Source organism: Streptomyces sp. 1331.2, from assembly GCF_900199205.1.
Classification (GTDB): domain Bacteria; phylum Actinomycetota; class Actinomycetes; order Streptomycetales; family Streptomycetaceae; genus Kitasatospora.
On record NZ_OBMJ01000001.1, the window covers coordinates 6,111,834 to 6,136,630 of the forward strand.

At 72.1% G+C, this 24,797-nt stretch carries 20 protein-coding genes; 16 read left to right on the forward strand and 4 right to left on the reverse strand.

Annotation, left to right across the window (positions count from 1 at the left end):
• Window positions 1-26: 26 nt before the first annotated feature.
• Both CRP52_RS26575 and CRP52_RS26580 read left to right on the forward strand, forming a co-directional pair.
• A complete protein-coding gene (locus tag CRP52_RS26575; protein WP_097238690.1) occupies window positions 27-578 on the forward strand; it encodes an adenine phosphoribosyltransferase in 552 nt (183 codons plus the stop codon).
• Window positions 579-750: 172 nt separating this feature from the next.
• Window positions 751-3,186, forward strand: a complete 2,436-nt coding sequence (locus CRP52_RS26580; RefSeq protein WP_179852922.1) for a RelA/SpoT family protein — start codon at window positions 751-753, stop codon at window positions 3,184-3,186.
• A gap of 61 nt (window positions 3,187-3,247) precedes the next feature.
• Here the strand turns inward: CRP52_RS26580 and CRP52_RS26585 are convergent, their stop codons facing one another.
• Together CRP52_RS26585 and CRP52_RS26590 are read right to left on the reverse strand one after the other, a co-directional pair.
• Entirely contained in the window at window positions 3,248-4,477 is a 1,230-nt protein-coding gene (locus CRP52_RS26585; protein WP_097238691.1) for a DUF349 domain-containing protein, read from the reverse strand.
• Between the two features lie 264 nt (window positions 4,478-4,741).
• The gene (locus tag CRP52_RS26590; RefSeq protein WP_097238692.1) at window positions 4,742-5,587 is read right to left on the reverse strand and encodes a peptidylprolyl isomerase; all 846 of its coding nucleotides are present in this window, start codon (window positions 5,585-5,587) and stop codon (window positions 4,742-4,744) included.
• Window positions 5,588-5,848: 261 nt separating this feature from the next.
• Between CRP52_RS26590 and CRP52_RS26595 the strand changes: the two genes are divergently transcribed.
• The 8 genes from CRP52_RS26595 (at window position 5,849) to rpsD (ending at window position 14,163) form a co-directional block, all read left to right on the forward strand.
• Complete coding sequence (locus CRP52_RS26595) at window positions 5,849-6,556, forward strand: MBL fold metallo-hydrolase (protein WP_097238693.1); 708 nt, start codon at window positions 5,849-5,851, stop codon at window positions 6,554-6,556.
• Window positions 6,557-6,568: 12 nt separating this feature from the next.
• Window positions 6,569-7,831: a histidine--tRNA ligase gene (hisS, locus tag CRP52_RS26600; protein ID WP_097238694.1), complete on the forward strand. Its 1,263-nt coding sequence runs from the start codon at window positions 6,569-6,571 to the stop codon at window positions 7,829-7,831.
• On the forward strand, window positions 7,828-9,618 hold the full coding sequence (gene aspS / locus CRP52_RS26605) for an aspartate--tRNA ligase (RefSeq protein WP_097238695.1): 1,791 nt from the start codon (window positions 7,828-7,830) through the stop codon (window positions 9,616-9,618). The genes hisS and aspS overlap by 4 nt, the downstream gene beginning before the upstream one ends.
• A 94-nt stretch (window positions 9,619-9,712) precedes the next feature.
• Window positions 9,713-10,222, forward strand: a complete 510-nt coding sequence (locus CRP52_RS26610) for a GNAT family N-acetyltransferase (protein ID WP_097238696.1) — start codon at window positions 9,713-9,715, stop codon at window positions 10,220-10,222.
• A gap of 99 nt (window positions 10,223-10,321) precedes the next feature.
• On the forward strand, window positions 10,322-11,140 hold the full coding sequence (gene ppk2 / locus CRP52_RS26615) for a polyphosphate kinase 2 (RefSeq protein WP_097238697.1): 819 nt from the start codon (window positions 10,322-10,324) through the stop codon (window positions 11,138-11,140).
• A 71-nt stretch (window positions 11,141-11,211) separates the two neighbouring features.
• Complete coding sequence (locus CRP52_RS26620; protein WP_097238698.1) at window positions 11,212-11,829, forward strand: antibiotic biosynthesis monooxygenase; 618 nt, start codon at window positions 11,212-11,214, stop codon at window positions 11,827-11,829.
• A gap of 32 nt (window positions 11,830-11,861) precedes the next feature.
• Window positions 11,862-13,211 (forward strand): replication-associated recombination protein A, encoded by a 1,350-nt coding sequence (locus CRP52_RS26625; protein ID WP_097238699.1) that lies wholly within the window; start codon window positions 11,862-11,864, stop codon window positions 13,209-13,211.
• A 337-nt stretch (window positions 13,212-13,548) separates the two neighbouring features.
• The gene (rpsD, locus tag CRP52_RS26630) at window positions 13,549-14,163 is read left to right on the forward strand and encodes a 30S ribosomal protein S4 (protein WP_097238700.1); all 615 of its coding nucleotides are present in this window, start codon (window positions 13,549-13,551) and stop codon (window positions 14,161-14,163) included.
• Between the two features lie 127 nt (window positions 14,164-14,290).
• On the opposite strand, the gene CRP52_RS26635 is transcribed toward rpsD, so the two are convergent.
• On the reverse strand, window positions 14,291-14,617 hold the full coding sequence (locus CRP52_RS26635; RefSeq protein WP_097238701.1) for a tetratricopeptide repeat protein: 327 nt from the start codon (window positions 14,615-14,617) through the stop codon (window positions 14,291-14,293).
• Window positions 14,618-14,713: 96 nt separating this feature from the next.
• Window positions 14,714-17,017, reverse strand: a complete 2,304-nt coding sequence (locus tag CRP52_RS26640; protein WP_179852923.1) for an ATP-binding protein — start codon at window positions 17,015-17,017, stop codon at window positions 14,714-14,716.
• A gap of 221 nt (window positions 17,018-17,238) precedes the next feature.
• Between CRP52_RS26640 and CRP52_RS26645 the strand changes: the two genes are divergently transcribed.
• The 6 genes from CRP52_RS26645 (at window position 17,239) to mltG (CRP52_RS38480) (ending at window position 24,791) form a co-directional block, all read left to right on the forward strand.
• Complete coding sequence (locus CRP52_RS26645; protein WP_097238702.1) at window positions 17,239-17,718, forward strand: DUF948 domain-containing protein; 480 nt, start codon at window positions 17,239-17,241, stop codon at window positions 17,716-17,718.
• Window positions 17,719-17,722: 4 nt separating this feature from the next.
• Window positions 17,723-18,160, forward strand: coding sequence for a DUF6167 family protein (locus CRP52_RS38475; protein WP_179852924.1), 438 nt, complete (start codon window positions 17,723-17,725; stop codon window positions 18,158-18,160).
• Window positions 18,160-20,829 (forward strand): alanine--tRNA ligase, encoded by a 2,670-nt coding sequence (gene alaS, locus CRP52_RS26655; protein WP_097238703.1) that lies wholly within the window; start codon window positions 18,160-18,162, stop codon window positions 20,827-20,829. Before CRP52_RS38475 ends, alaS begins: the two co-directional genes overlap by 1 nt.
• A 10-nt stretch (window positions 20,830-20,839) precedes the next feature.
• Window positions 20,840-21,319 (forward strand): Holliday junction resolvase RuvX, encoded by a 480-nt coding sequence (gene ruvX / locus CRP52_RS26660; protein WP_097238704.1) that lies wholly within the window; start codon window positions 20,840-20,842, stop codon window positions 21,317-21,319.
• Window positions 21,320-21,468: 149 nt separating this feature from the next.
• Window positions 21,469-22,749 (forward strand): endolytic transglycosylase MltG, encoded by a 1,281-nt coding sequence (gene mltG / locus CRP52_RS26665; protein WP_097238705.1) that lies wholly within the window; start codon window positions 21,469-21,471, stop codon window positions 22,747-22,749.
• A 188-nt stretch (window positions 22,750-22,937) separates the two neighbouring features.
• On the forward strand, window positions 22,938-24,791 hold the full coding sequence (gene mltG / locus CRP52_RS38480) for an endolytic transglycosylase MltG (protein WP_179852925.1): 1,854 nt from the start codon (window positions 22,938-22,940) through the stop codon (window positions 24,789-24,791).
• The last annotated feature ends 6 nt before the right edge of the window (window positions 24,792-24,797 follow it).

Sequence of the window (24,797 nt, forward strand, 5' to 3'; positions counted from 1 at the left end):
CGCACCACGAACCCCGAGGACACACCGTGACCACCGCCGACATCGCACTGGCCGAGCTGCTGAACAGCCGCATCCGGGACGTCCCGGACTACCCGAAGCCGGGTGTGCTGTTCAAGGACATCGCGCCGCTGCTCGCCGACGCCGAGGCCTTCGGCGCCCTCACCCGGGCGCTGGCGGACCGGGCCAAGGAGCTCGGAGCGACCAAGGTGGTGGGCCTGGAGGCCCGCGGCTTCGTGCTGGCGGCCCCGGCGGCCTTCGCGGCCGGGCTCGGCTTCGTGCCGATCCGCAAGCAGGGCAAGCTGCCCGGCGAGGTGTTCCGGCGCTCGTACGAGCTGGAGTACGGCTCGGCGACGCTGGAGGTGCAGTGCGACGCCTTCGCACCCGGTGAGCGGGTGCTGGTGGTGGACGACGTGCTGGCCACCGGCGGGACCATCGGCGCCTCGCTGGACCTGGTCAAGGAGGCCGGGGCCGAGCTGGCGGGCGTCGTGGTGCTGATGGAGCTGGGCTTCCTGGACGGCCGCGAGCGGCTGGCCGGGCACCTGGCGGGCGCTCCGCTGGAGACGCTGGTCACGGTCTGAGGTACGTGTGCGAAGGGGCGGCGGTCGGGACACCCGGCCGCCGCCCCTTCCGTTTCCGGGCCCGGCCGGATGAACACCGGGCCGCCCGGCTCGGTACCATGAAGATTCATCCCCTCCCGGTTGTCCCCGTCCGTTCGGGCCCCGGCAGGGGCCGGCCCGGTGCCCCGAGGAGTTGTCCTTGCCCGACGAGGTTGTGCCCACGGCCGCAGCGGCCGCCCCCGAAAACCGTCCCACGCCCTCGGGGGCCACCCCGGCACGCCCGGCGCCGACCTCCTCGCGTTCGCTCGCCCCGTCCGGCCGCGGCTCCACCGGCGGCATGCGGGCCCGGCTGGCCCGCCTCGGCGGCCAGCGCTCCAGCGTGCTCAACCCCGTCCTGGAGCCGCTGTTCCGCTCGATCCGGGCCAACGATCCCAAGGCCGACCCGGCGCTGCTGCGTGACATCGAGAAGGCGTACGCGGTGGCCGAGAAGTGGCACCGCGGGCAGAAGCGCAAGAGCGGCGACCCGTACATCACGCATCCGCTCGCCGTCGCGACGATCCTCGCCGAGCTCGGCATGGACGCCCCGACGCTGATGGCCGGGCTGCTGCACGACACCGTCGAGGACACCGACTACGGCCTGGAGACCCTGCGCAAGGACTTCGGCGACTCGGTGGCCCTGCTGGTGGACGGCGTCACCAAGCTGGACCGGGTCAAGTTCGGCGAGGCGGCCCAGGCCGAGACCGTCCGCAAGATGGTCGTGGCGATGGCCAAGGACCCGCGGGTCCTGGTGATCAAGCTGGCCGACCGCCTGCACAACATGCGCACGATGCGCTACCTCAAGCGGGAGAAGCAGGAGAAGAAGGCCCGCGAGACGCTGGAGATCTACGCCCCGCTGGCGCACCGGCTGGGCATGAACACCATCAAGTGGGAGCTGGAGGACCTCGCCTTCGCGATCCTCTACCCCAAGATGTACGACGAGATCGTCCGGCTGGTCGCCGAGCGGGCCCCCAAGCGGGACGAGTACCTGGCGACCGTCATCGACCAGGTCCAGGCGGACCTGCGCGGCGCCCGGATCACCGCCTCCGTCACCGGCCGGCCGAAGCACTACTACTCGGTCTACCAGAAGATGATCGTCCGGGGCCGGGACTTCGCGGAGATCTACGACCTGGTGGGCATCCGGGTCCTGGTCGACACCGTCCGCGACTGCTACGCGGCGCTGGGCACCATCCACGCGCGGTGGAACCCGGTGCCGGGGCGGTTCAAGGACTACATCGCGATGCCCAAGTTCAACATGTACCAGTCGCTGCACACGACGGTGATCGGCCCCGGCGGCAAGCCCGTCGAACTCCAGATCCGCACCTTCGACATGCACCGGCGGGCCGAGTACGGCATCGCCGCGCACTGGAAGTACAAGCAGCGCGCGGTCGCCGGGGCGTCCAAGGTCCGCACCGACACCCCGACCCAGGTCCGCAAGGACGACAAGGCCGGCGCCGTCAACGAGATGGCCTGGCTGCGGCAGCTGCTGGACTGGCAGAAGGAGACCGCCGACCCGGGTGAGTTCCTGGAGTCGCTGCGCTTCGACCTGGCCAGCAACGAGGTCTTCGTCTTCACCCCCAAGGGCGACGTGATAGCCCTGCCGGCCGGCGCCACCCCCGTGGACTTCGCCTTCGCGGTGCACACCGAGGTCGGCTACCGGACGATAGGCGCCCGGGTGAACGGGCGGCTGGTGCCGCTGGAGTCGACGCTGGAGAACGGCGACACCGTCGAGGTGTTCACCTCCAAGGCGGAGAACGCCGGGCCGTCCCGGGACTGGCTGGGCTTCGTCAAGTCGCCGCGCGCCCGCAACAAGATCCGCGCCTGGTTCTCCAAGGAGCGCCGCGAGGAGGCGATCGAGCACGGCAAGGAGGCGATCGTCCGGGCGATGCGCAAGCAGGGCCTGCCGATCCAGCGGATCCTCACCGGCGACTCGCTGGTCACCCTGGCCCACGAGATGCGCTACCCCGACATCTCCTCGCTCTACGCCGCGATCGGCGAGGGCCACGTCGCCGCGCAGAACATCGTGCAGAAGCTGGTCCAGGCGCTCGGCGGCGAGGAGGGCGCGACGGAGGACCTGGCGGAGACCGCCACCCCGACGCACGACAACCGCCGTGCGGTGCGCCGCCGGGCCAAGGGCGACCCGGGCGTGATCGTCAAGGGCGTCGAGGACGTCTGGGTCAAGCTGTCCCGCTGCTGCACCCCGGTGCCGGGCGACCCGATCGTCGGCTTCGTCACCCGCGGCAACGGCGTCTCGGTGCATCGCGCCGACTGCGTCAACGTGGAGGCGCTCAGCCAGCAGCCGGAACGCATGATCGACGTCGAGTGGGCGGCCACCCAGTCCTCGGTGTTCCTGGTGGCCATCCAGGTCGAGGCGCTGGACCGCTCCCGGCTGCTCTCGGACGTCACCCGGGTCCTCTCCGACCAGCACGTCAACATCCTGTCGGCGGCGGTCCAGACCTCCCGCGACCGGGTGGCGATGAGCCGCTTCACCTTCGAGATGGGCGACCCGAAGCACCTCGGCCACGTGCTCAAGGCGGTGCGCGGCGTCGAGGGCGTGTACGACGTCTACCGCGTCACCTCCGCCCGCAAGTGACGACGGCATGAGGAAGGCCCCCGGGGAGGTTTCCCCGGGGGCCTTCGTCGTCCATGCGGGATCAGCCGCTGAACTCCTCCTGGCTCTTGTGCGCCTGCTCCAGCAGGGTCTGCACGCCGGCCAGCTCGGACTCCAGCTTGGCGGTCCGGCCGGCGTTGCCGGCCGCGCGGGCCTTGGCCAGGTCGGCCTGGAGCTTGTCGGCCTTGGCCTGGAAGAGGCCGACCATGCCGGCCGCGCGGGCCTTGGCCTCCGGGTTGGAGCGCTTCCACTCGGCGTCCTCGGCCTCGCGGATGGCCCGCTCGACCGCGTTCAGCCGGCCGTCCAGCTTCGGGCGGACCTCGCGCGGCACGTGCCCGATCGCCTCCCAGCGCTCGTTGACCTCGCGCAGCGCGGCCTTGGCGGCCTTCAGGTCGGTGATCGGCAGGATCGCCTCGGCCTCGGCGGCCAGCGCCTCCTTGAGCTTCTGGTTCTCCACCTGCTCGGCGTCCCGCTCGCTGAACACCGCGGAACGGGCCTGGAAGAAGACGTCCTGCGCGCCGCGGAACCGCGCCCACAGCTCGTCCTCGATGTCGCGCTGGGCCCGGCCGGCGGCCTTCCAGCGCGCCATCAGGTCGCGGTAGGCGGCCGCGGTGCTGCCCCAGTCCGTGGACGAGGACAGCGCCTCGGCCTCGGCGACCAGCGCCTCCTTGGTCTGCCGCGCCCGGTCGCGCTCGGCGTCCAGGGTGGCGAAGTGGGCCTTGCGGTGCTTGGAGAAGACCGAGCGGGCGTGCGAGAAGCGGTGCCACAGCTCGTCGTCGCTCTTGCGGTCCAGCCGCGGCAGGCCCTTCCAGGTGTCCACCAGCGCACGCAGCCGGTCCCCGGCCTCCCGCCACTGGGTGGACTCGGCGAGCTGCTCGGCCTCGGAGACCAGCGCCTCCTTGGCCGCGCGGGCCTCGTCCTGGGCCTTGGCGCGAGCGGCCTTGCGCTCCTCGCGCCGGCTCTCGATCTCGCCTGCGAGCGTGTCCAGCCGCTTGGCCAGGGCCTCCAGGTCACCGACCGCGTGCCCCTCGACCACCTGGGCGCGCAGGTGCTCCAGCGCGGTCAGGGCGTCCTTGGCGGCCAGGTCGGTGGTGCGCACCCGCTTCTCCAGCAGGCCGATCTCCACCTCGATGCCCTGGTACTTGCGCTCGAAGTAGGCGAGGGCCTCCTCGGGCGAGCCGGCCTGCCAGGAACCCACGACGCGTTCGCCGTCGGCCGTCCTGACGTAGACCGTGCCCTGCTCGTCCACACGGCCCCACGGGTCGCTGCTCATAGCGCGTCCTCCACATGACGTCGCGCCCGCGCCGGGGCGGCGCGCGTCCGTCGTCCACAGTTGATGTGCGGCGGACCGATGAGTCCGCCGTCCCCGTCCGCCGTGCCTTTCTGCCGAGGGTGACGGCCAGGCGGGTCCGGGCACCCTATACAACGCCAACATAGGCGACCAGGCCCGGTGCTGTCCGCATCCGGGCCGGGCGATTTCGGGCCGGGGCCGGGCGGGGATGTCGCGGACATCGCTCGCCGGCGGCCCCGGGGCTGGTCAACCCTTCGACACCGTAGCCGAGTTGAAGGTGACGTCGGCCATCGGGTGGCCGTCCGGGGAACCTTCCAGGGTGCCGGCGGCGGCGATCTTCTGCACCACGTCCAGGCCGCCGGTGATCTTGCCGAAGGGGGTGTACTTCGGCGGCAGCTGGGTGTCCTTGTAGACCAGGAAGAACTGGCTGCCGTTGGTGCCCGGACCGGAGTTGGCCATTGCCACGGTGCCCGCCGGGTAGGTCGCGCCGGTCAGGTTCTCGTCCGCGAACTTGTAGCCGGGGCCGCCGGTGCCGCCGGGGACGGTCGCGCTGGCGGTCGGGTCGCCGCACTGCAGCACGAAGATGCCGTCGGTGGTGAGGCGGTGGCACTTGGTGTGGTCGAGGTACTTCTCGCCGGCCAGGAAGGCGAAGGAGTTGACCGTGTGCGGGGCCTTGGCCGCGTCCAGCGCGATCGTCACCTTGCCGCAGTTGGTGTCCAGCGCCATGGTGTACGAGCCGCTGGGGTCGATCGACATGGCCGGTTCGGCCTGCCACTGCTTGCCGTTGGGCGCACCCGGCGCCGGGTCGGTGCAGCCCTCGACCGGCTTGCGGGTGGGCGTCGTCGGCTCGGTGGCCTTGGTCGGCGCCGCCTGCGCGGAGTCGGCCGCCGAGGCCGACTTGCCCTTGTCGTCCGAGCTGAACGCGCCGGTGGCGAACAGCGTTCCGCCGCCGGCCAGGACCACGACGGCGAGCGAGGCGCCCAGGATCGTGTTGCGGCGCTTGCGCGCGGCCGCCGCCTCGGCGCGGCGCTGCATCTGGCGCTCGTACTTGTCGCGGGCGAGCTGCCGCCGCCGCTGTTCGCTGCTGACCACCGGCCGTGTCTCCTACGGATGTGCGGGAAAAGTGGATGGATTCCGGAGCGGATCATCGCATCCATCGGCGGCCAAGTGTAGGGACCGGGGCCGTAAGAACACGGTGAACCCGGTGGTGAACCCGTCGGACGGCCGCGCCAGGCCCGCTATCTGGTTCGCTACCGGGACCGGACCGCCGGTAGGCTGCCCCTGGACAACTGATTCGCAGCATCACTCCTGGTGGTCCTCGCCGACCGACCGCCGCACACCCGAAGGACGCGCGTGTTCATCGCCGGATTCCCCGCTGGAGCCTGGGGCACCAACTGCTACCTGGTCGCTCCGGCGGCGGGCGAGGAGTGCGTCATCGTCGACCCCGGGCACCAAGCGGCGCGCGGCGTCGAGGAGATGGTCCGCGAGCACCGGCTGAAGCCCGTCGCCGTGCTGCTCACGCACGGGCACATCGACCACGTGGCCTCGGTGGTCCCGGTCTGCGGCGCCCGCGGCGTCCCGGCCTGGATCCACCCCGAGGACCGGTACATGATGTCCGACCCGGAGAAGGCGCTCGGCCGCTCCCTGGGCACCCAGCTGATGGGCGAGCTCACCGTCGGCGAACCCGACGACGTGCGCGAACTCACCGACGGCAGCGTGCTGGAGCTGGCCGGCCTGCAGCTCACCGTGGACCACGCCCCGGGCCATACCAAGGGGTCGGTGACCTTCCGGACGCCCGGTGCCGAGGACCTCCCCCCGGTGCTGTTCTCGGGCGACCTGCTGTTCGCCGGCTCCATCGGGCGTACCGACCTCCCGGGCGGGGACAGCGAGGCGATCATGACGTCGCTGGCCCGGGTGTGCCTGCCCCTCGACGACACCACCGTGGTCCTCTCCGGCCATGGCGGACAGACCACCATCGGCCGTGAGCGCGCCACCAACCCCTACCTCCGACAGGCAGCGGGGGCGGTCGGCGCCCCGGCTTTCCCGCGACGAGGAATGTGACGGATAGAGAAGTTGAGCACCTTCACCGCCCCCAAGGGCACCTACGACCTGCTGCCCCCCAGCTCCGCGACCTTCCTGGCGATCCGCGAGCGCATCGCCGCGCCCGCCCGGCGGGCCGGTTACGGCTACGTCGAGACCCCGGTCTTCGAGGACGTGAAGCTGTTCTCCCGCGGCGTCGGCGAGTCCACCGACATCGTCAGCAAGGAGATGTACACCCTCACCACCAAGGGCGGCGACGAGCTCGCGCTGCGCCCGGAGGGCACCGCCTCGGTCCTGCGCGCCGCGCTCCAGGCCAACCTGCACAAGCAGGGCAACCTGCCGGTCAAGCTCTGGTACTCCGGCTCGTACTACCGCTACGAGCGCGCCCAGAAGGGCCGCTACCGCCAGTTCTCCCAGGTCGGCGCGGAGGCGATCGGCGCCGAGGACCCGGCGCTGGACGCCGAGCTGATCATCCTGGCCGACGACGCCTTCCGCTCGCTGGGCCTGAGCAACTACTCGCTGCTGCTCAACAGCCTCGGCGACAAGCAGTGCCGCCCGGTCTACCGCGCCGCGCTGATCGAGTTCCTCTCCGGCCTGGACCTGGACGAGGACACCCGCCGCCGCGCCGAGATCAACCCGCTGCGCGTGCTGGACGACAAGCGCGAGTCGGTGCAGGCCCAGCTCACCGACGCCCCGATGCTGCGCGACTTCCTCTGCGAGGAGTGCAAGGCCTACGACGAGAAGGTCCGCGAGCTGCTCACCGCGGCCGGCGTGGCCTTCGTCGACGACCCGAAGCTGGTCCGCGGCCTGGACTACTACACCCGCACCACCTTCGAGTTCGTGCACAACGGCCTCGGCGCGCAGTCCGCGATCGGCGGCGGCGGCCGCTACGACGGCCTGTCCGAGATGATCGGCGGCCCGGCGCTGCCGTCCGTCGGCTGGGCCCTCGGAGTGGACCGCACCTACCTCGCCCTGGAGGCCGAGGGCGTCACCCTCGACCTGCCGCCGGCCACCGCCGTGTACGCGGTCGCGCTGGGCGAGGAGGCCAAGAACGTCCTGTTCGCCAAGGTGATCGAGCTGCGCCGGGCCGGCGTGGCCACCGACCTCGCCTTCGGCGTCAAGAGCATCAAGAACGCCATGAAGTCCGCCGACCGGTCCGGCGCCCGCTTCGCCCTGATCGCCGGGGACCGGGACCTCGCCGAGGGCGTCGTCCAGCTCAAGGACATGAGCACCGGCGAGCAGACCCCCGTCGCCCTCGACGCACTCGTCACCACCCTGAAGGAGAAGCAGCTGTGATCCGCACGCACGACGCGGGCACGCTCCGCCCGGAGCACGCAGGCACCACCGTCACCCTGGCCGGCTGGGTCGCCCGCCGCCGCGACCACGGCGGCGTGGCCTTCATCGACCTGCGCGACGCCTCCGGCACCGTGCAGATCGTGGTCCGCGACCTGGACTCCGTCCACGGCCTGCGCGCCGAGTACTGCGTCAAGGTCGTCGGCGACGTCCGGGTCCGCCCCGAGGGCAACGAGAACCCGGACATCCCGACCGGCGCGGTCGAGGTCGTCGTCAGCGCGATCGAGGTGCTCTCCGAGGCCGCCCCGCTGCCCTTCCCCGTCGCCGAGTACGAGCCGGGCACGGTCAACGAGGAGGTCCGGCTGCGCTACCGCTACCTGGACCTGCGCCGCGAGGGCCCGGCCAAGGGCCTGCGGCTGCGCTCGAAGGTCAACAACATCATCCGCCGGGTGATGGAGGAGAACGACTTCCTCGACATCGAGACCCCGTACCTCACCCGCTCCACCCCCGAGGGCGCCCGCGACTTCCTCGTCCCGGTCCGCCTGCAGCCCGGCCACTGGTACGCGCTGCCGCAGTCGCCCCAGCTGTTCAAGCAGCTGCTCATGGTGGCCGGCATGGAGCGCTACTACCAGATCGCCCGCTGCTTCCGCGACGAGGACTTCCGCGCCGACCGCCAGCCGGAGTTCACCCAGCTGGACATCGAGGCCTCCTTCGTCGACCAGGAGGACATCCTGGCCCTCGGCGAGAAGATCATCGGCGCCATCTGGCGCGAGGTGCACGGCTACGAGGTCCCCAACCCGCTGCCGCGGATGACCTACGCCGACGCCATGGGCCGCTACGGCTCCGACAAGCCGGACGTCCGCTTCGGCCAGGAACTCACCGACCTCACCGAGTACTTCAAGGGCACCGAGTTCCGCGTCTTCCAGGCCCCGTACGTCGGCGCCGTGGTCATGCCCGGCGGTGCCTCGCAGCCGCGCAAGCAGCTGGACGCCTGGCAGGACTGGGCCAAGGCGCGCGGCGCCAAGGGCCTGGCCTACGTGCTCATCGACGCCGAGACCGGCGAGCTGCGCGGCCCCGTCGCCAAGAACCTCTCCGAGGAGCACCTGGCCGGCCTGGCCGCCGCCGCCGGCGCCAAGAACGGCGACGCGGTGTTCTTCGCGGCCGGCAAGGAGCGCGCCTCGCAGGAGCTGCTGGGCGCCGCCCGCCTGGAGATCGGCCGCCGCTGCGGCCTGATCGACGAGTCCAAGTGGGCGTTCCTCTGGGTCGTCGACTTCCCGATGTTCGAGCCGATCGAGGACGACAAGGGCGCGTTCCAGGGCTGGCACGCGGTGCACCACCCGTTCACCGCTCCGACCCCGGAGTCGCTGGACACCTTCGACACCGACCCGGGCGCGGCGCTGTCCAACGCCTACGACCTGGTCCTCAACGGCTCGGAGCTGGGCGGCGGTTCGATCCGTATCCACCAGCGCGACGTGCAGAAGCGGGCGTTCGACGCGATCGGCCTCTCCGAGGAGGAGGCGGCCTCGCAGTTCGGCTTCCTGCTGGACGCCTTCAACTACGGCCCGCCGCCGCACGGTGGCGTCGCCTTCGGCCTGGACCGCATCGTCACCCTGCTCGGCGGCTACGACACCATCCGCGACGTCATCGCCTTCCCGAAGACGTCCACCGGTGGCGACCCGCTGACCGGCGCCCCGACCCCGATCACCCCGGCGCAGCGCCGCGAGGCCGGCGTGGACGCCCAGCCCAAGGTCCGCGAGGACGCCAAGTCCGAGGCGCAGCCCAAGGCCTGACGCCTCGTCATCCGCTAGCCTGCAACGGCCCCGGACGGTCCACCCACCGTCCGGGGCCGGTCCACAACGGTGTGAGACACAGGGAGGGTGACTCATGCAGGTCACTACGAGAGTCGAATGTCCGCAGGACGCCCCGGCCACCAGACGCGTCCACATGGCCGCGTTCCCCGGCCCGGACGAGGCGGACCTGGTGGACGCGCTGCGCCGCGATCCCGCCTGGCTGCCCGGGTTCTCGCTGGTCGCCGTCGACGAGACCGGGCTGGTGGTCGGACACGCGCTGCTGACCCGGCTGCGGGTCGGGGACGGCGAGGCGCTGGCGCTCGCGCCGGTCGCGGTGGCGCCCGAGTGGCAGCGCAGGGGCGTCGGTGAACTCGTCGTCCGGGCCGCGCTGTCGGAGGCCGAGGAGGCGGGGGAGAAGCTCGTGGTGGTCCTCGGCGACCCGGCGTACTACGCGCGGTTCGGCTTCACGCCGGCCGGGCGGCACGAGGTCGTCGGCCCGTTCGAGGTGCCGGAGGCCTACTTCCAGGCGCTGCCGCTGGCGGCGTACGACGGCGGCCCGCGCGGGCTCTGCCGCTACCCCGAGCCCTTCGTCGTCGCGGTCTGAGCTCCCGCTTCCTTCCTGCGGTCCGGTCCGGCCTGCGGGCTCGCCGTGCTGCGCCTACGGTGAGGGTGCATCAGCAGCAGCCGGACGGAGGGTCAGAGGGTGGCCGAGAAGCAGCGGACCGCGAAGCCGGAGCGACTGGGGAGGAAGCCGTACGAGCGGGAGCTGCTGCGGCTGCAGCAGGAGCTGGTGAAGCTCCAGGAGTGGGTGCGGGTCGAGGGCGCCCGGCTCGTGGTGGTCTTCGAGGGGCGTGACGCCGCGGGCAAGGGCGGAGCGATCAAGCGGGTCACGGAGTACCTCAACCCGCGCATCGCCCGGGTCGCGGCGCTGCCCACGCCGACCGAGCGGCAGAAGTCCGAGTGGTACTTCCAGCGGTACGTCGAGCACCTGCCGGCGGCCGGGGAGATCGTGCTGTTCGACCGCAGCTGGTACAACCGCGCCGGGGTCGAGCGGGTGATGGGCTTCTGCACCGACGAGGAGTACTGGCAGTTCCTGCACCAGTGCCCGACCTTCGAGCGGATGCTGACCGAGGCGGGCATCCTGCTGCGCAAGTACTGGTTCTCGGTGAGCGACACCGAGCAGGAGCGCCGCTTCCGGGACCGGCTGGAGGACCCGATGAAGCGCTGGAAGCTCTCCCCGATGGACGTCGAGTCGATCACCCACTGGGAGGACTACTCGCGGGCCAAGGACGAGATGTTCGTCCACACGGACGTCCCGGACTCGCCCTGGCACGTGGTGGAGAGCGACGACAAGCGCCGGGCCCGGATCAACATGATCGCCCACCTGCTCTCCACCGTGCCGTACCAGGAGATCATGGCGCCGCGGATCGAGCTGCCGCCCCGCCCGGCCCCGCGCGGCTACCAGCGGCCGCCGCGCGATCTGCAGAAGTACGTTCCGGACCACGCTGCCAGACTGGAGTAGACGGGGCTCACCGGGCGCTGCTACCGAGACCGGCCCCGCGTGGCGCCCGGGCGTCCACAGGAGGCGCGCTCATGTTCGTCCGTACCGTCTACGCCACCGGCGACCCGGACCGGATCGACCGGACCCTCGACGGCCTGGCCACCGAGGCCGTCGAGCTGCTCTCCGGCCAACCCGGGTACCGCGGCTACGGCCTGTTCGCGGACCGGAGCGTCGGCAAGATCACGATGGGCTCGTGGTGGGAGTCCGAGGAGGCCGAGCGCGCCAGTGACGAGGCGCTCGGTGAGCGCCGCCGCGAGCTGCTGGCGCCGCTGGCCGGCACGGTGACCACCGAGGTCTGGGAGGCCGTGGCGACGGCGCCGCCCGGTGTGGCCGGGCCCGGCGCGAGGTTCCGGCTGTCGCGGTCCGACGTCGACCCGGCCACGGTGGACACGGCCGCCGAGGTCTTCCGCGACCGGGTGCTGCCGGTGCTGGCGAAGCAGCCCGGCTTCGTGACCGGCGCGATGCTGGCCGACCGCGCGACCGGCCGGCTCTCCGTGGGCGCGATCTACGCGGACCAGGCGACCTTCGACGCCTCGCGGGGGCCGACGGCCGACTCCCGGGCGAAGGCGTTGACCACGCTGGGCGGCACCCTGCGGTCGCTGGAGGAGTTCGAGGTCGTCGTGCTGGACCGCCGGGCGCCGCAGCAGTGAGGAGTGTCGGAGGCCTCGCATAGGCTTCCGGTGTGGACGAACCGGACCTCTTCACCGCCGCCGCCGAGGAACGCCAGGCCAAGGAGCCAGGGCGGGCGCCCCTGGCCGTGCGGATGCGCCCGCGCACCCTGGACGAGGTGGCCGGGCAGCGGCAGCTGCTGAAGCCCGGCTCGCCGCTGCGGCGGCTGGTCGCGGGCTCGCGCGGCCCGGCCGCGACCAGCTCGGTCATCCTCTGGGGACCGCCCGGCACCGGCAAGACCACCCTGGCGCACGTGATCAGCCAGGCCGTCGAGGGGCGCTTCGTCGAGCTGTCCGCGATCACCGCCGGGGTCAAGGAGGTCCGGGCGGTGATCGACGGCGCCCGGCGGGCGGTCGGGATGTCGGGCCGGGAGACGGTGCTCTTCCTGGACGAGATCCACCGCTTCTCCAAGGCCCAGCAGGACTCGCTGCTGCCGGCCGTGGAGAACCGCTGGGTCACCCTGATCGCGGCGACCACCGAGAACCCGTACTTCTCGGTGATCTCCCCGCTGCTGTCCCGTTCGCTGCTGCTCACGCTGGAGTCGCTGACCGACGATGACATCCGTGCGCTGCTGCGCCGCGCGGTCGCCGACGAGCGCGGCCTGGAGGGCGCGCTGGAGCTGACCGAGGAGGCCGAGGACCACTTGGTGCGCCTCGCCGGCGGGGACGCCCGGCGGGCGCTCACCACGCTGGAGGCGGCGGCCGGGGCCGCGCTGGAGAAGGGCGAGCCGGCCATCACGCTGGCCACCACCGAGACGGCCGTCAACCAGGCGGCGGTGCGCTACGACAAGGACGGCGACCAGCACTACGACGTGGCGAGCGCGCTGATCAAGTCGATCCGCGGCAGCGACGTGGACGCCACCCTGCACTACCTGGCCCGGATGATCGAGGCGGGCGAGGACCCGCGGTTCATCGCCCGCCGGCTGATGATCTCGGCCAGCGAGGACGTCGGCCTGGCGGACCCGACGGCGCTGCAGACGGCCGTCGCCGCCGCGCAGGCGGTGGCGCTGATCGGCTTCCCGGAGGCGCGGATCATCCTCTCCCAGGCGGCGATCGCGCTCGCCCTCGCGCCCAAGTCCAACGCGGCCTACCTGGCCATCGACGCGGCCCTGGCGGACGTCCGGCAGGGCCTGGCGGGCGCGGTGCCGGCGCACCTGCGGGACGCGCACTACGGCGGCGCGGGCAAGCTCGGCCACGGCAAGGGCTACCAGTACCCGCACGACCTGCCGGAGGGCATCGCCACCCAGCAGTACGCGCCGGACGCGGTGCACGGCCGGGAGTACTACCAGCCGACCAGGCGCGGCGGCGAGGCCCGGTACGCGGACGTCGTGGAGTGGACGAGGGCCAGGCTCAGGGGCGAGTGACGGGCGGGTGACACGGGTGGTCGATCACCCCGGTATACTCGATCGGAGTGCCGTGTCCCGGGACGGCGGCGGGGGAGACCCCACCGACCGGCCGCACCAGCGGGGCACCGGCCGTAGGCCCCTCTTTCGAGGGGCCCGCACCAGGAGCGTCGCGCACCGTTTCGGTGTCGCGGGCAGCCCGGATTCCGGGTCGGCCCGTGTGACCAGCACTTTCGTGCCCGGCTCCGGAGAGCGGCTGATCCCACCGTGCAGGCGGCGGGGTTTTCTCCGGGTCGCGAGATGCGACCTCCGTCAACACCTGGTGAAGCCGTATTCGTAAGCAAGGAAGGTTTGGTTCATGGCGAACCAGAAGCGTCCCAAGGTCAAGATCGCGCGTGCGCTCGGCGTGCCGCTGACCCCGAAGTCCGTCAAGTACTTCGAGGCCCGCCCGTACCCGCCCGGCCAGCACGGCCGTGGTCGCAAGCAGAACTCGGACTACAAGGTCCGTCTGATGGAGAAGCAGCGTCTGCGCGCTCAGTACGACCTGAGCGAGAAGCAGATGGCGCGCGCGTTCGACCGCGCGAAGAAGGCCGAGGGCAAGACCGGTGAGGCGCTCGTCGCCGACCTGGAGACCCGTCTGGACTCCCTGGTCCTGCGTTCGGGCATCGCCCGCACCATCTACCAGGCCCGCCAGATGGTCGTCCACGGCCACATCGAGGTCAACGGTGGCAAGGTCAACAAGCCGTCGTTCCAGATGAAGCCGGGCTACGTGGTGACCGTCCGCGAGCGCAGCAAGGAGAAGGTCCCGTTCCAGGTCGCCCGTGAGGGTGGCTACGCGGGCGAGGGCCAGACCCCGAAGTACCTTGAGGTCAACCTGAAGGCCCTGGCCTTCCGCCTGGACCGTGCGCCGCAGCGCAAGGAGGTCCCGGTGATCTGTGACGAGCAGCTGGTCGTCGAGTACTACTCGCGCTGACCCGCCGCCGTTCCGGCACCTGCAGTACCCAGCGAGCCCCCGTCGCCTTTCGAGGCGGCGGGGGCTCGCCCCTTTTCCGGTTCCCGCTGACCGGGTCTCGCCGGTGCCTACGGGGTCTCGCCCGTACCTACGGGGTCTCGCCGGTCATCGCGGCGGCCAGCCGCAGGTGCGGGCGGGCCTCCTCGGCGCGGCCCTGGCGCTCCAGGGTGCGGCCGAGCATCAGCCGGGCGTAGTCCTCGGCCGGGTCGGCCTCCAGGATCCGGAGCAACTCGGCCTCGGCGCGGCCGAGTTGGGCGGAGTGGTAGTAGCTGCGGGCGAGCAGCAGCCGGACGGAGAGGTTGGCCGGCTCCTCGGCCAGTACGCCTTCGAGCATGCGGGCGGCGTCGGAGTACGCCTTGGAGTCGAAGTAGAACTTCGCCATGCGGTACTCGTCGGCTGCGGTGTGGGCGGCCATGGTGCTCCTTCCGGGTGGTTCCTTGCCTCCTCAAGCAATGGACAAGTTTCAACTATTCCGGGTCGGCCGTCGCGGGTCGGCCGTCACGGCCGGCGCTCAGCTGTTCCGGACCGGTGAGGGCGCCGGAGCGGGCGGCACCGAACAGGGCCCCGGCCCCGGCTCCGAGCCGTCCGCCGGGCCCCCGCCGCCGAGCGCCCGGGAGACGGCGGCGTCCAGGTCCAGCCGGGTACCGGCCTGGTAGCACTCCTCGTACTCCTGCTCGGTCAGCCCGGCCCGGGCCCGCTCGGCGCACTCCCGGTGCGTGCCGAAGAAGTTCCGCGAGCCCAGGAACGGCGTGCCGACCGCGCGCCAGATCCGGTGCGCGGCGCCCTGCAGCACCCGGGCCTCGCGCAGGTCGCCCGGCTCGCCCGGGCCGTTCGGCTCGGTCTCCAGCAGGGCCAGCAGGTCGATCCCCAGCACGATGCCCAGCAGGTCGTGGAAACGGTGGTTCAGCCGGACGCACTCCCTGGCCAGCGCGCGGGCCGGCTGGACGGCGCCGTCCAGCCAGTGCGAGTACGCCATCGCGAACAGCACGTACGCGTACGCCCACTGCTCGCCGTGCTCCTCGCACAGCTCGCGGGCCCGGCCGAACCAGAGCTCGCCGCTGTCCAGGTCGCCCTGGAAGAGGTAGGCCAGGCCCAGCTCCAGCATCGCCATCACCACGTTGCTGTTGAGCTCGCCGATGGTCCGGTAGTGCCAGAGCGCCTCCTCGAACAGGTCGGCGGCGCGGTCCGGGTCGTCGCCGATCAGCGCGGCGCAGCCCTGCCGGTGGACGGAGTAGGCGAGGGCGCGGTCGTCGCCGGTGTCCAGGGCCTGGCGGCGGCACTCCTCCAGGGCCGGGCGGGCGGCGCCCAGGTCCCCCTGGAGCGTGGCCATGTAGCCGGTCACCCAGAGCGCCTTGGCGCGGGCTTCGGTGGGTTCGCGGTCCAGGGCGAGCGCGCGGTCCAGCCAGTACCGGCCCTCGCCGAGGTGGCCGCAGCCGACCCAGTAGAACCAGAGCGTGCCGGCCATCAGCAGGGCGATCTGCTCCTCGCCGGGCTCGGCGAGGCAGAACTCCAGCGCCGCGCGGAGGTTGGTGTGCGCCAGCTCGGTGCGTTCGGCGGTCTCCGCCTGGCGGGGGCCGAACCACTCGACCTCGCCCCAGGTGGCGACGCCCAGGTACCAGTCCCGGTGGCGGCGCAGCAGCCGCGGCTCCTCGCCGGCGGCGCGCAGCCAGTGGCCGCCGTACTCGCGCAGGGTGTCCAGCAGGCGGAAGCGGACGCCGAAGGCGCTGTCCTCGCGCAGGACGACCGACTTGGCGACCAGTTCGTCCAGCAGGTCGAGCACGTCCTCGGTCTCGATGCCCTCGCCGGCGCAGACGTACTCGGCGGCCTCCAGGTCGAAGCTGCCGGCGAAGACCGACAGGCGGGCCCAGAGTAAACGTTCCTGCACGGTGCAGAGCTCATGACTCCAGCCGATCGTCGTCCGCAGGGTCTGGTGCCGCGGCAGGGCCGTGCGGGAGCCTCCGGTGAGCAGCCGGAAGCGGTCGTCCAGCCGGGCGGTGATCTGCTCCACCGACAGTGCGCGCAGCCGGCCGGCGGCCAGCTCCACGGCCAGCGGGATCCCGTCCAGCCGGCGGCAGAGCAGGCCGACCGCCTCCGCGTTGGCCGCAGTCACCTCGAAGGAGGGCAGCACCGCCCGGGCCCGCTCGGCGAACAGCCGTACCGCGTCCGGGAGTTCGCCCACCGGCAGCGGGCCGTCGGGCGGCGGGCCTGCAGGCCGTGGGCCTTCGGGGAGCGGGCCTTCGGAGAGCAGGCTCCCGGAGAGTCGGCCCTCGGGCAGCGGCCCGACCGGCAGCGGCGCGAGCGTCAGCAGGTGCTCGCCCGAGGCCCGCAGGGCGGTGCGGCTGGTGGCCAGCAGCCGCAGCCCGGGCAGCGCCCGCAGCAGCGCGTCCGCCAGTTCGGCGCAGGCCTCCACCAGGTGCTCGCAGCCGTCCAGCACCAGCAGCAGGCGCCGGCCGGCCAGCCGCTCGGTCAGGACGTCCAGCGGCGGACGGGCGGTGCCGTCGGTCAGCCGCAGGGCCTCCAGGAGGGCGTGGCCGAGCAGCAGCGGGTCCTGCACCGGCGCCACGTCCACCAGCCAGGCGCCGTCCGGGAACGCCTCGCCCGCGTGGGCCGCCGCGCGCACCGCCAGCCGGCTCTTGCCCACCCCGCCCGCCCCGGTGACGGTCACCAGCCGGGCGGCGGCCAGCAGCTCCGCCACCTCGGCCAGTTCCCGCTGCCGCCCGACGAAGCCGGTCACCTCGGCCGGCAGCCGGCCGGGCTCCGGCTCGCGCGGCCCCGCCGCGGGCTCCCGCGGCTGTGCTGTCCAGTCGCCGGCCAAGCGCTGCTCCCCGTGTTCCAGGCCGGACCGTCGCGGTCCGGACGTGCATCGGGCCGTACGGGCGACGGCCTGCCTGGCAGAACGAGGTGACCGGCCGGTAGGTTACGCGCGCGGATCGTACACCCGGTCGGATCGCCCGCGCGGAGAACCCGGTCCGGAAACCGGGCGTCGGCGCGATAGGGTTCCGTCTGGAGAACAGTGAGGCGAGGGAGCGCGCAAAGGTGTCCGTGGGAGAGCTGGCCGGATTGCTCGTCGCCGTTTTCTGGGCGGTCCTGGTCACCCTGCTCGCCGTCGTGCTGGTCCGCCTCTCCCGGGTCCTGAAGGAGGCCGCCGTCCTGGTCTCCGCGGTCACCGAGCAGGCCGTGCCGCTGCTGACCGACGCGGGCGCCGCGGTGCGCAGCGCCAACCAGCAGCTGGAGCGGGTGGACGAGATCACCGCCAACGTGCAGGACGCCGCCGCCAACGCCAACGCGCTCTCCTCCACCGTGGCCGCCACCCTGGGCGGACCGCTGGTGAAGGTCGCGGCCTTCAGCTACGGCGTCCGCAAGGCCGTCGCCAAGCAGCAGGGCCACCTGCCGTCCGTACCGCTGCAGAGCGGCGAGCGCGAGGAGCTGGCCCGGCTGATCCGGGCCGAGGTGCGCGCCGCGAGCGCGCCGCGCGGCGGCCTGCTCTCCCGGGTCCGGCGAGCGGTGAGGGGCTGACGGCATGGTGCGACGCATCTTCTGGATGGCGGTCGGCGCCGGCGCCACCGTCTGGGCCATGAACAAGGCCAACGAGGCCGTGCACCGGCTCACCCCGGACAGCCTCTCCGGCACCGCCGCACGCGGGGCGCTGCACCTGGGCGACCTGGCCAAGCAGTTCGCCCTGGACGTGAAGGCCGGCATGGCCGAGCGCGAGGAACAGCTGAAGGACGACCTCGGCCTGCACGGCACCGCCGTGGTGGAGCCCCGGCAGCGCCGAGTGCTCAGAGGCGAGCCGCAGTACCGAGCTATCTCGGCGGCGCCCGGCAGCCCGGCCGCCGCCCTGCCTCCGTCCGGCGCCCTGCCCAACGGCAGGGGCCGCACCATCCCCCAGACCACTGAAGAAACGCCCCGCCGCGCCCTGCCGCCGCGGGGCGGCACCCCGAACCGGAAGGACCACTAATGGAGTCGGCAGAGATCCGCCGCCGCTGGCTGCGCTTCTTCGAGGAGCGCGGCCACACCGTCGTTCCGTCGGCGTCCCTGGTCGCCGACGACCCCACCCTGCTGCTCGTCAACGCCGGCATGGTGCCGTTCAAGCCGTACTTCCTGGGCGAGGTCAAGCCGCAGTTCTCGCGCGCCACCAGCGTCCAGAAGTGCGTGCGCACCCTGGACATCGAGGAGGTCGGGAAGACCACCCGGCACGGCTCCTTCTTCCAGATGTGCGGCAACTTCTCCTTCGGTGACTACTTCAAGGAAGGAGCCATCAAGTTCGCGTGGGAGCTGCTCACCACCCCCGTCGCGGACGGTGGCTACGGCCTGGAGAAGGAGAAGCTCTGGATCACCGTCTACAAGGACGACGACGAGGCCGAGCAGATCTGGCGTGACGTCATCGGCGTCCCCTCCGAGCGCATCCAGCGCCTCGGCATGAAGGACAACTTCTGGTCGATGGGCGTCCCCGGCCCGTGCGGCCCGTGCTCGGAGATCAACTACGACCGCGGCCCCGCGTACGGCGAGGAGGGCGGCCCGGCCGTCAACGGCGAGCGCTACCTGGAGATCTGGAACCTGGTCTTCATGCAGTACGAGCGCGGCCACGGCGACGGGAAGGACGGCTTCGAGATCCTCGGCGACCTGCCGAGCAAGAACATCGACACCGGCCTCGGCCTGGAGCGCCTCGCCGCCATCCTGCAGGGCGTCGACAACCTCTTCGAGATCGACACCAGCCGGATGATCCTCGACCGCGCCGCCGAGCTCACCGGCCACACCTACGGCGCCGACCACAAGTCGGACGTCTCGCTGCGCGTGGTCACCGACCACATCCGCACCGCGCTGATGCTGATCGGCGACGGCGTCACCCCCGGCAACGAGGGCCGCGGCTACGTGCTGCGCCGCATCCTGCGCCGCGCCATCCGCAACATGCGCCTGCTGGGCGCGACCGGCGTGGTGGCCAAGGACCTCACGGACACCGCCATCAAGGCGATGGCCCCGCAGTACCCGGAGCTGGAGACCGACCGCAAGCGCATCGAGACGGTCGTCGTCGGCGAGGAGGCGGCCTTCCTCCAGACCCTGAAGGCCGGCACCAGCCTGCTGGACGCCGCGGTCACCGAGACCAAGCAGGCCGGCGGCGCCGTCCTCTCCGGCGACCAGGCGTTCAAGCTGCACGACACCTACGGCTTCCCGATCGACCTGACCCTGGAGATGGCCGAGGAGCAGGGCCTCCAGGTCGACGAGGCCGGCTTCCGCCGCTTGATGCAGGAGCAGCGGGACCGCGCCAAGGCGGACGCCAAGGCGAAGAAGATGGGCCACGCCGACGTCGCCGCGTACCGCGAGGTCGCCGACAAGTCCGGCGCCAGCGTCTTCACCGGCTACACCCGCACCGAGGGCGAGGCCACCGTGGTCGGCCTGCTGGTGGACGGCGTCCCCTCGCCGGCCGCCACCGAGGGCGACGAGGTCGAGATCATCCTCGACCGCACCCCGTTCTACGCCGAGGGCGGCGGCCAGCTCGCCGACCACGGCCGGATCCGGCTGGAGTCCGGCGCGGTGGTGGAGATCCGCGACGTGCAGCAGCCCGTCCCGGGCGTCGTCGTGCACTCCGGCGGGGTGCTGTTCGGCGAGGTCGTGCTGGGCGCCTCGGCGTACGCCACGATCGACACCGAGCGCCGCCGGGCGATCGCCCGCGCCCACTCGGCCACCCACCTGACCCACCAGGCGCTGCGCGACGCGCTCGGCCCGACGGCCGCCCAGGCCGGCTCCGAGAACGCCCCCGGCCGCTTCCGCTTCGACTTCGGCTCGCCCGCCGCCGTCCCGGGCAGCGTGCTGGTCGACGTCGAGCAGAAGATCAACGACGTGCTGGGCCGCGAGCTCGACGTCACCGCCGAGGTCATGACGATGGACCAGGCCCGCAAGGCCGGCGCCATCGCGATGTTCGGCGAGAAGTACGGCGACGAGGTCCGGGTCGTCACCATCGGCGACTTCTCCAAGGAGCTGTGCGGTGGCACCCACGTCGGCAACACCGCCCAGCTGGGCCTGGTGAAGCTGCTCGGCGAGTCCTCGATCGGCTCCGGGGTGCGCCGCGTGGAGGCGCTGGTCGGCGTCGACGCGTACAAGTTCCTGGCCCGGGAGCACACCGTGGTCTCCCAGCTCACCGAGTTGGTCAAGGGCCGCCCGGAGGAGCTGCCGGAGAAGATCTCGGGCATGCTCGCCAAGCTCAAGGACGCCGAGAAGGAGATCGAGCGCTTCCGCGCCGAGAAGGTCCTGGCCGCCGCGGCGGGCCTGGCCGACTCGGCCGAGGACGTGCACGGCATCGCCGTGGTCGCCGCGCAGGTCGCCGACGGCGTGGGCGCGGACGAGCTGCGCAAGCTGGTCCTGGACGTGCGCGGCCGGCTCGGTTCGCGCCCGGCCGTGGTCGCCGCCTTCACCGTGGCCAACGACCGCCCGCTGACCGTCATCGCCACCAACGAGGACGCCCGCGGCCGCGGCATCAAGGCCGGCGAGCTGGTCCGGACCGCTGCCAAGACCCTCGGCGGCGGCGGTGGCGGCAAGGACGACGTCGCCCAGGGCGGCGGCTCCAACCCGGCGGCGGTCGGCGAGGCCATCGCCGCGGTGCACGGCCTGGTCGCGGAGCGCGCCAGCTGATGGAGTCCTGATGGAGTTCGAGGAGAAGCCCTTCCGGCGGGGGCGGCGGATCGCCGTCGACGTCGGGGACGCCCGGATCGGGGTCGCGTCCTGCGACCCCGACGGGGTGCTCGCCACGCCCGTGGAGACCGTGCCGGCCGGTGTGAAGTCGCAGGCCAGGCTCGCCGCCATCGTCGAGGAGTACGGCGCGATGGAGGTGATCGTCGGGCTGCCGCGCTCGTTGAGCGGCAAGGAGGGCCCGGCGGCGGAGAAGGTGCGGGCGTACGCGGCGCGGCTGGCGAACCGGCTCTACCCGGTGCCGGTGCGGCTGGTGGACGAGCGGATGACGACCGTCACCGCGACCCACGGGCTGCGGGCCTCGGGGGTCAAGGCGAAGAAGGGCCGCTCGGTGGTCGACCAGGCCGCCGCGGTGGTGATCCTGCAGACCGCCCTTGAGTCCGAACGGGTGAGCGGACGCCCGCCCGGTGAGAGCGTCGAGGCGGTCGGCTGAGGAGCCTGATCTAACGTCCCGGTTCGAGGGGTCCGTGCGGACGCGTCCGCACGGACCCCTCTTCGTTCGCTTTCGAGACCGTTTCGGGTCGATATCGATCGAAATCGATCGATCCGAGGCGATCTGGGACCGTCGAGGGGACGCGAGCCATGATCGACCAGGACTACTACCCGGGGCTCACACCCGGGCACCTGGGTGCGCCGGTACTGGAACCGGAGGGCCGTCCGCCGTCCGCGCCCCGTCCGCGCCCCGATGCACCGGATCCGCACCGACGGCGTAACGGACTGGCCTGCGGGCTCACCGCGTTCGCGCTGATCGCCGTGTTCGGCGGGATCGGGCTCACCGGCTACACCTGGTTCCAGGCGCAGCGCAAGCCCCCGGCCGCGGCCGACTTCGGCGGGCAGGGCACCGGCAGCGTCCAGGTCTCGGTGCCGGAGGGCGCCGGCCTGTCCCAGATCGCGTCCGCGCTGGTCCGCAACGGGGTGGTGGCCAGCTCGCTCGCCTTCACCCGGGCCGCGAAGGGCAGCGCGGCGGCCGCCGGGCGGATCCAGCCCGGGACGTACACGCTGAAGCAGAAGATGTCGGCCGCGGCGGCGCTGGCCATCCTGATCGACCCGGCCAACGCCAACGGCCTGACCATCCCCGAGGGCTGGCGCGGCTACCAGATCTACGCGGCCATCGACAAGAAGCTCGGCCTGCCCGAGGGCACCGCCCAGCGCACCGCCCAGGAACAGGGCGCCGAACTCGGCCTGCCGGACTTCACCAACGGCAGCCCCGAGGGCTACCTCTTCCCGGCGACGTACAGCGTCACCGACGGCACCACCGCGCTCGACCTGCTGAAGCAGATGGTGGAGCGGGCCGGCAAGGAGTTCAGCCGGGACGATGCCGGGGTCGTCGCCCAGAACCTCGGGCAGACCATGTACGGGCTGGTCACCGTGGCCAGCATGGTCCAGGGCGAGGCCGACAACACCGCGGACATGGGCAAGGTGGCCCGGGTCATCTACAACCGGCTGGCCAAGGGCATGCCGCTGCAGCTGGACTCCACGATCAACTACGCGCTCGGCCGCTCCACCCTGAACACGACGGTGACCGAGACCAGGCTGGACTCCCCGTACAACACCTACCTGCACCCCGGGCTGCCGCCGACCCCGATCTCCAACCCGGGGCGGCAGGCGATCATGGCGGCGCTGGACCCGACGCCGGGGGACTGGCTCTACTTCGTCACCGTGAAGCCCGGGGACACCCGGTTCACCGACAGCTTCGACGTGCAGCAGCGCAACGTGGCGGAGTTCAACGCCAACCGCGCGGCGGCGAAGCCGAGCGCCTCGGGCTCGGGCTCGGCTTCCGCCTCGGGCGCGGCGTCGGGGCCGGCTTCCGGCGGGTCGGCGGGCTCCGGTGCGGCGGGCGGCTCCGGTGCGGCGACTCCGTGACGGCGGTGTGTGCCGTCGGTGAGGTCGCCCACTGACGGTGCGTCCACCCGGGCGGGGGTAAGGCTGCGGTACGGTAACGTCTCCCTCCAGGCGCTGCGCTAGCACGCCGGTTCGAGAATCAGCCGGGACCGTGTCGTCCCGGACGGCCGGTCCGATCCTCCGGCCGTCACCGTCGGTTAAGGGGATCAATGACCGATCTGGGCGGGGGCTACAACCCCCAGGGCGAGCCGTGGCACCCCGGTGATCCCGGGTACGACGGCCGACAGCCGGTCCCCGGCCAGCAGGACGGCCAGTGGCAGCAGCAGTACCCGCAGCAGGGCCAGCAGGGCCAGCAGCAGTACGGCGACGTGCAGCAGGGGTATCCGCAGCAGCAGCAGATGCCGCAGCAGGGCTACCCCCAGCAGCAGATGCAGCACGGGTACCAGCAGCAGGGGTACCCGCAGCAGCAGATGACGCCGCAGGGGTACCAGCAGCAGATGCCCCAGCAACAGATGCCGCAGCAGGGGTATCCGCAGCAGCAGATGCCCCAGCAGCCGATGCAGCAGCAGGGCTACCCGCAGCAGCAGATGCAGCAGGGGTACCAGCAGCAGGGGTACCCGGGCGCTCAGCAGCAGCCGGGGATGCCGCAGCAGCCCGGCGCCCAGCAGCAGGCGGTTCCGCCGCAGCACCAGACGGCGCAGCAGCAGGCCCGGCCGCAGGCGGCTCCGGCACCCGCTCCCGCCTCGGGCCCCGGGCCGGACGGCATCGACTGGGAGGCCGAGGCCGCCGCCCTGGAGGCCGGGGCCGACCCGGTCGGCGGTGTGCGCGAGGACGGGACGGACGGGTGGGACGGCCACGACGACGGTCACCACGAGGACGGCACGCACCCGGGCGAGGACGTCGAGCCGCATGAGACCGGCGGCTTCCTCGGCGAGCAGGACGACTCCCGCGAGGCGAAGAAGAAGCGCAAGGAGAAGGGCAAGAAGTCGGGCCGCCGCAACGGCGGCGCCTGTCTGCTGGTCGCGCTGGTGCTGCTCGGCGCCGTGGGCGGGGCCGGCTGGTGGGGCTACGGCTTCTACCAGGACCACTTCGGCCCGCCGCCGGACTTCACGGGCGAGGGCACCGGGTCCGTCCAGGTCGAGGTCAAGCAGAACGCGGTCGGCGGACAGATCGGCCTCGCGCTGAAGAACGCGGGCGTGGTCAAGAGCGTCGACGCCTTCAGCAAGGCCTGCGACGCCGAGCCCAAGTGCAAGACCATCCAGCCCGGCTTCTACACCATGAAGAAGGAGCTGCCGGCGGCGACCGCGCTCAACGACCTGCTCGCCGGGGCCGGCGGCGCCGGTCTGGTGATCCCCGAGGGCAAGAACTCCACCGAGATCTACGCCCTGATCGACACCAAGCTGAAGCTGGCGCCGGGCACCACGGCGGGCGTCGCCAAGGCGCAGCTGCCGAGCCTCGGCCTGCCCTCGTACGCGAACAACAACATCGAGGGCTTCCTCTGGCCGACCCGCTACAACATCTCCGACGGCATGAAGCCCGAGGAGCTGCTGAAGCAGATGATCAAGAACGCCATCGACAAGTACGCGAACCTGGACGGGCAGGCCGCCTCGGTGGGCCTCAAGAACGGCTACGAGGTCGTGATCGAGGCGAGCATCCTGCAGCGCGAGGGCAACAACCCGGGCGACTTCGCCAAGATGGCGCGGACGATCCAGAACCGGCTGGCCGCCGACGGCGTGATCAAGCACCGCCTGGGGATGGACACCACCCTGCAGTACTCGCTGGGCAAGAAGGAGCTGACGTCGAAGGAGATCAACGACGGCTCCAACAAGTACAACACCTACATCAACCCGGGCCTGCCGCCGACGCCGATCGCCAACCCCGGCGACGAGGCGCTCAGCGCGGTGCTGCACCCGGCGGACGGCAAGTGGCTGTACTTCATCGCGATGTCCCCGACCAGCACGCTCTTCGCCGAGACCGACGAGGAGCACAAGAAGAACGTCGCGGACTACTGCGCGCAGCAGGGCCTGAAGTTCGACAAGGAAGCCGTGCACTGCAGCAAGTAGCCCGGG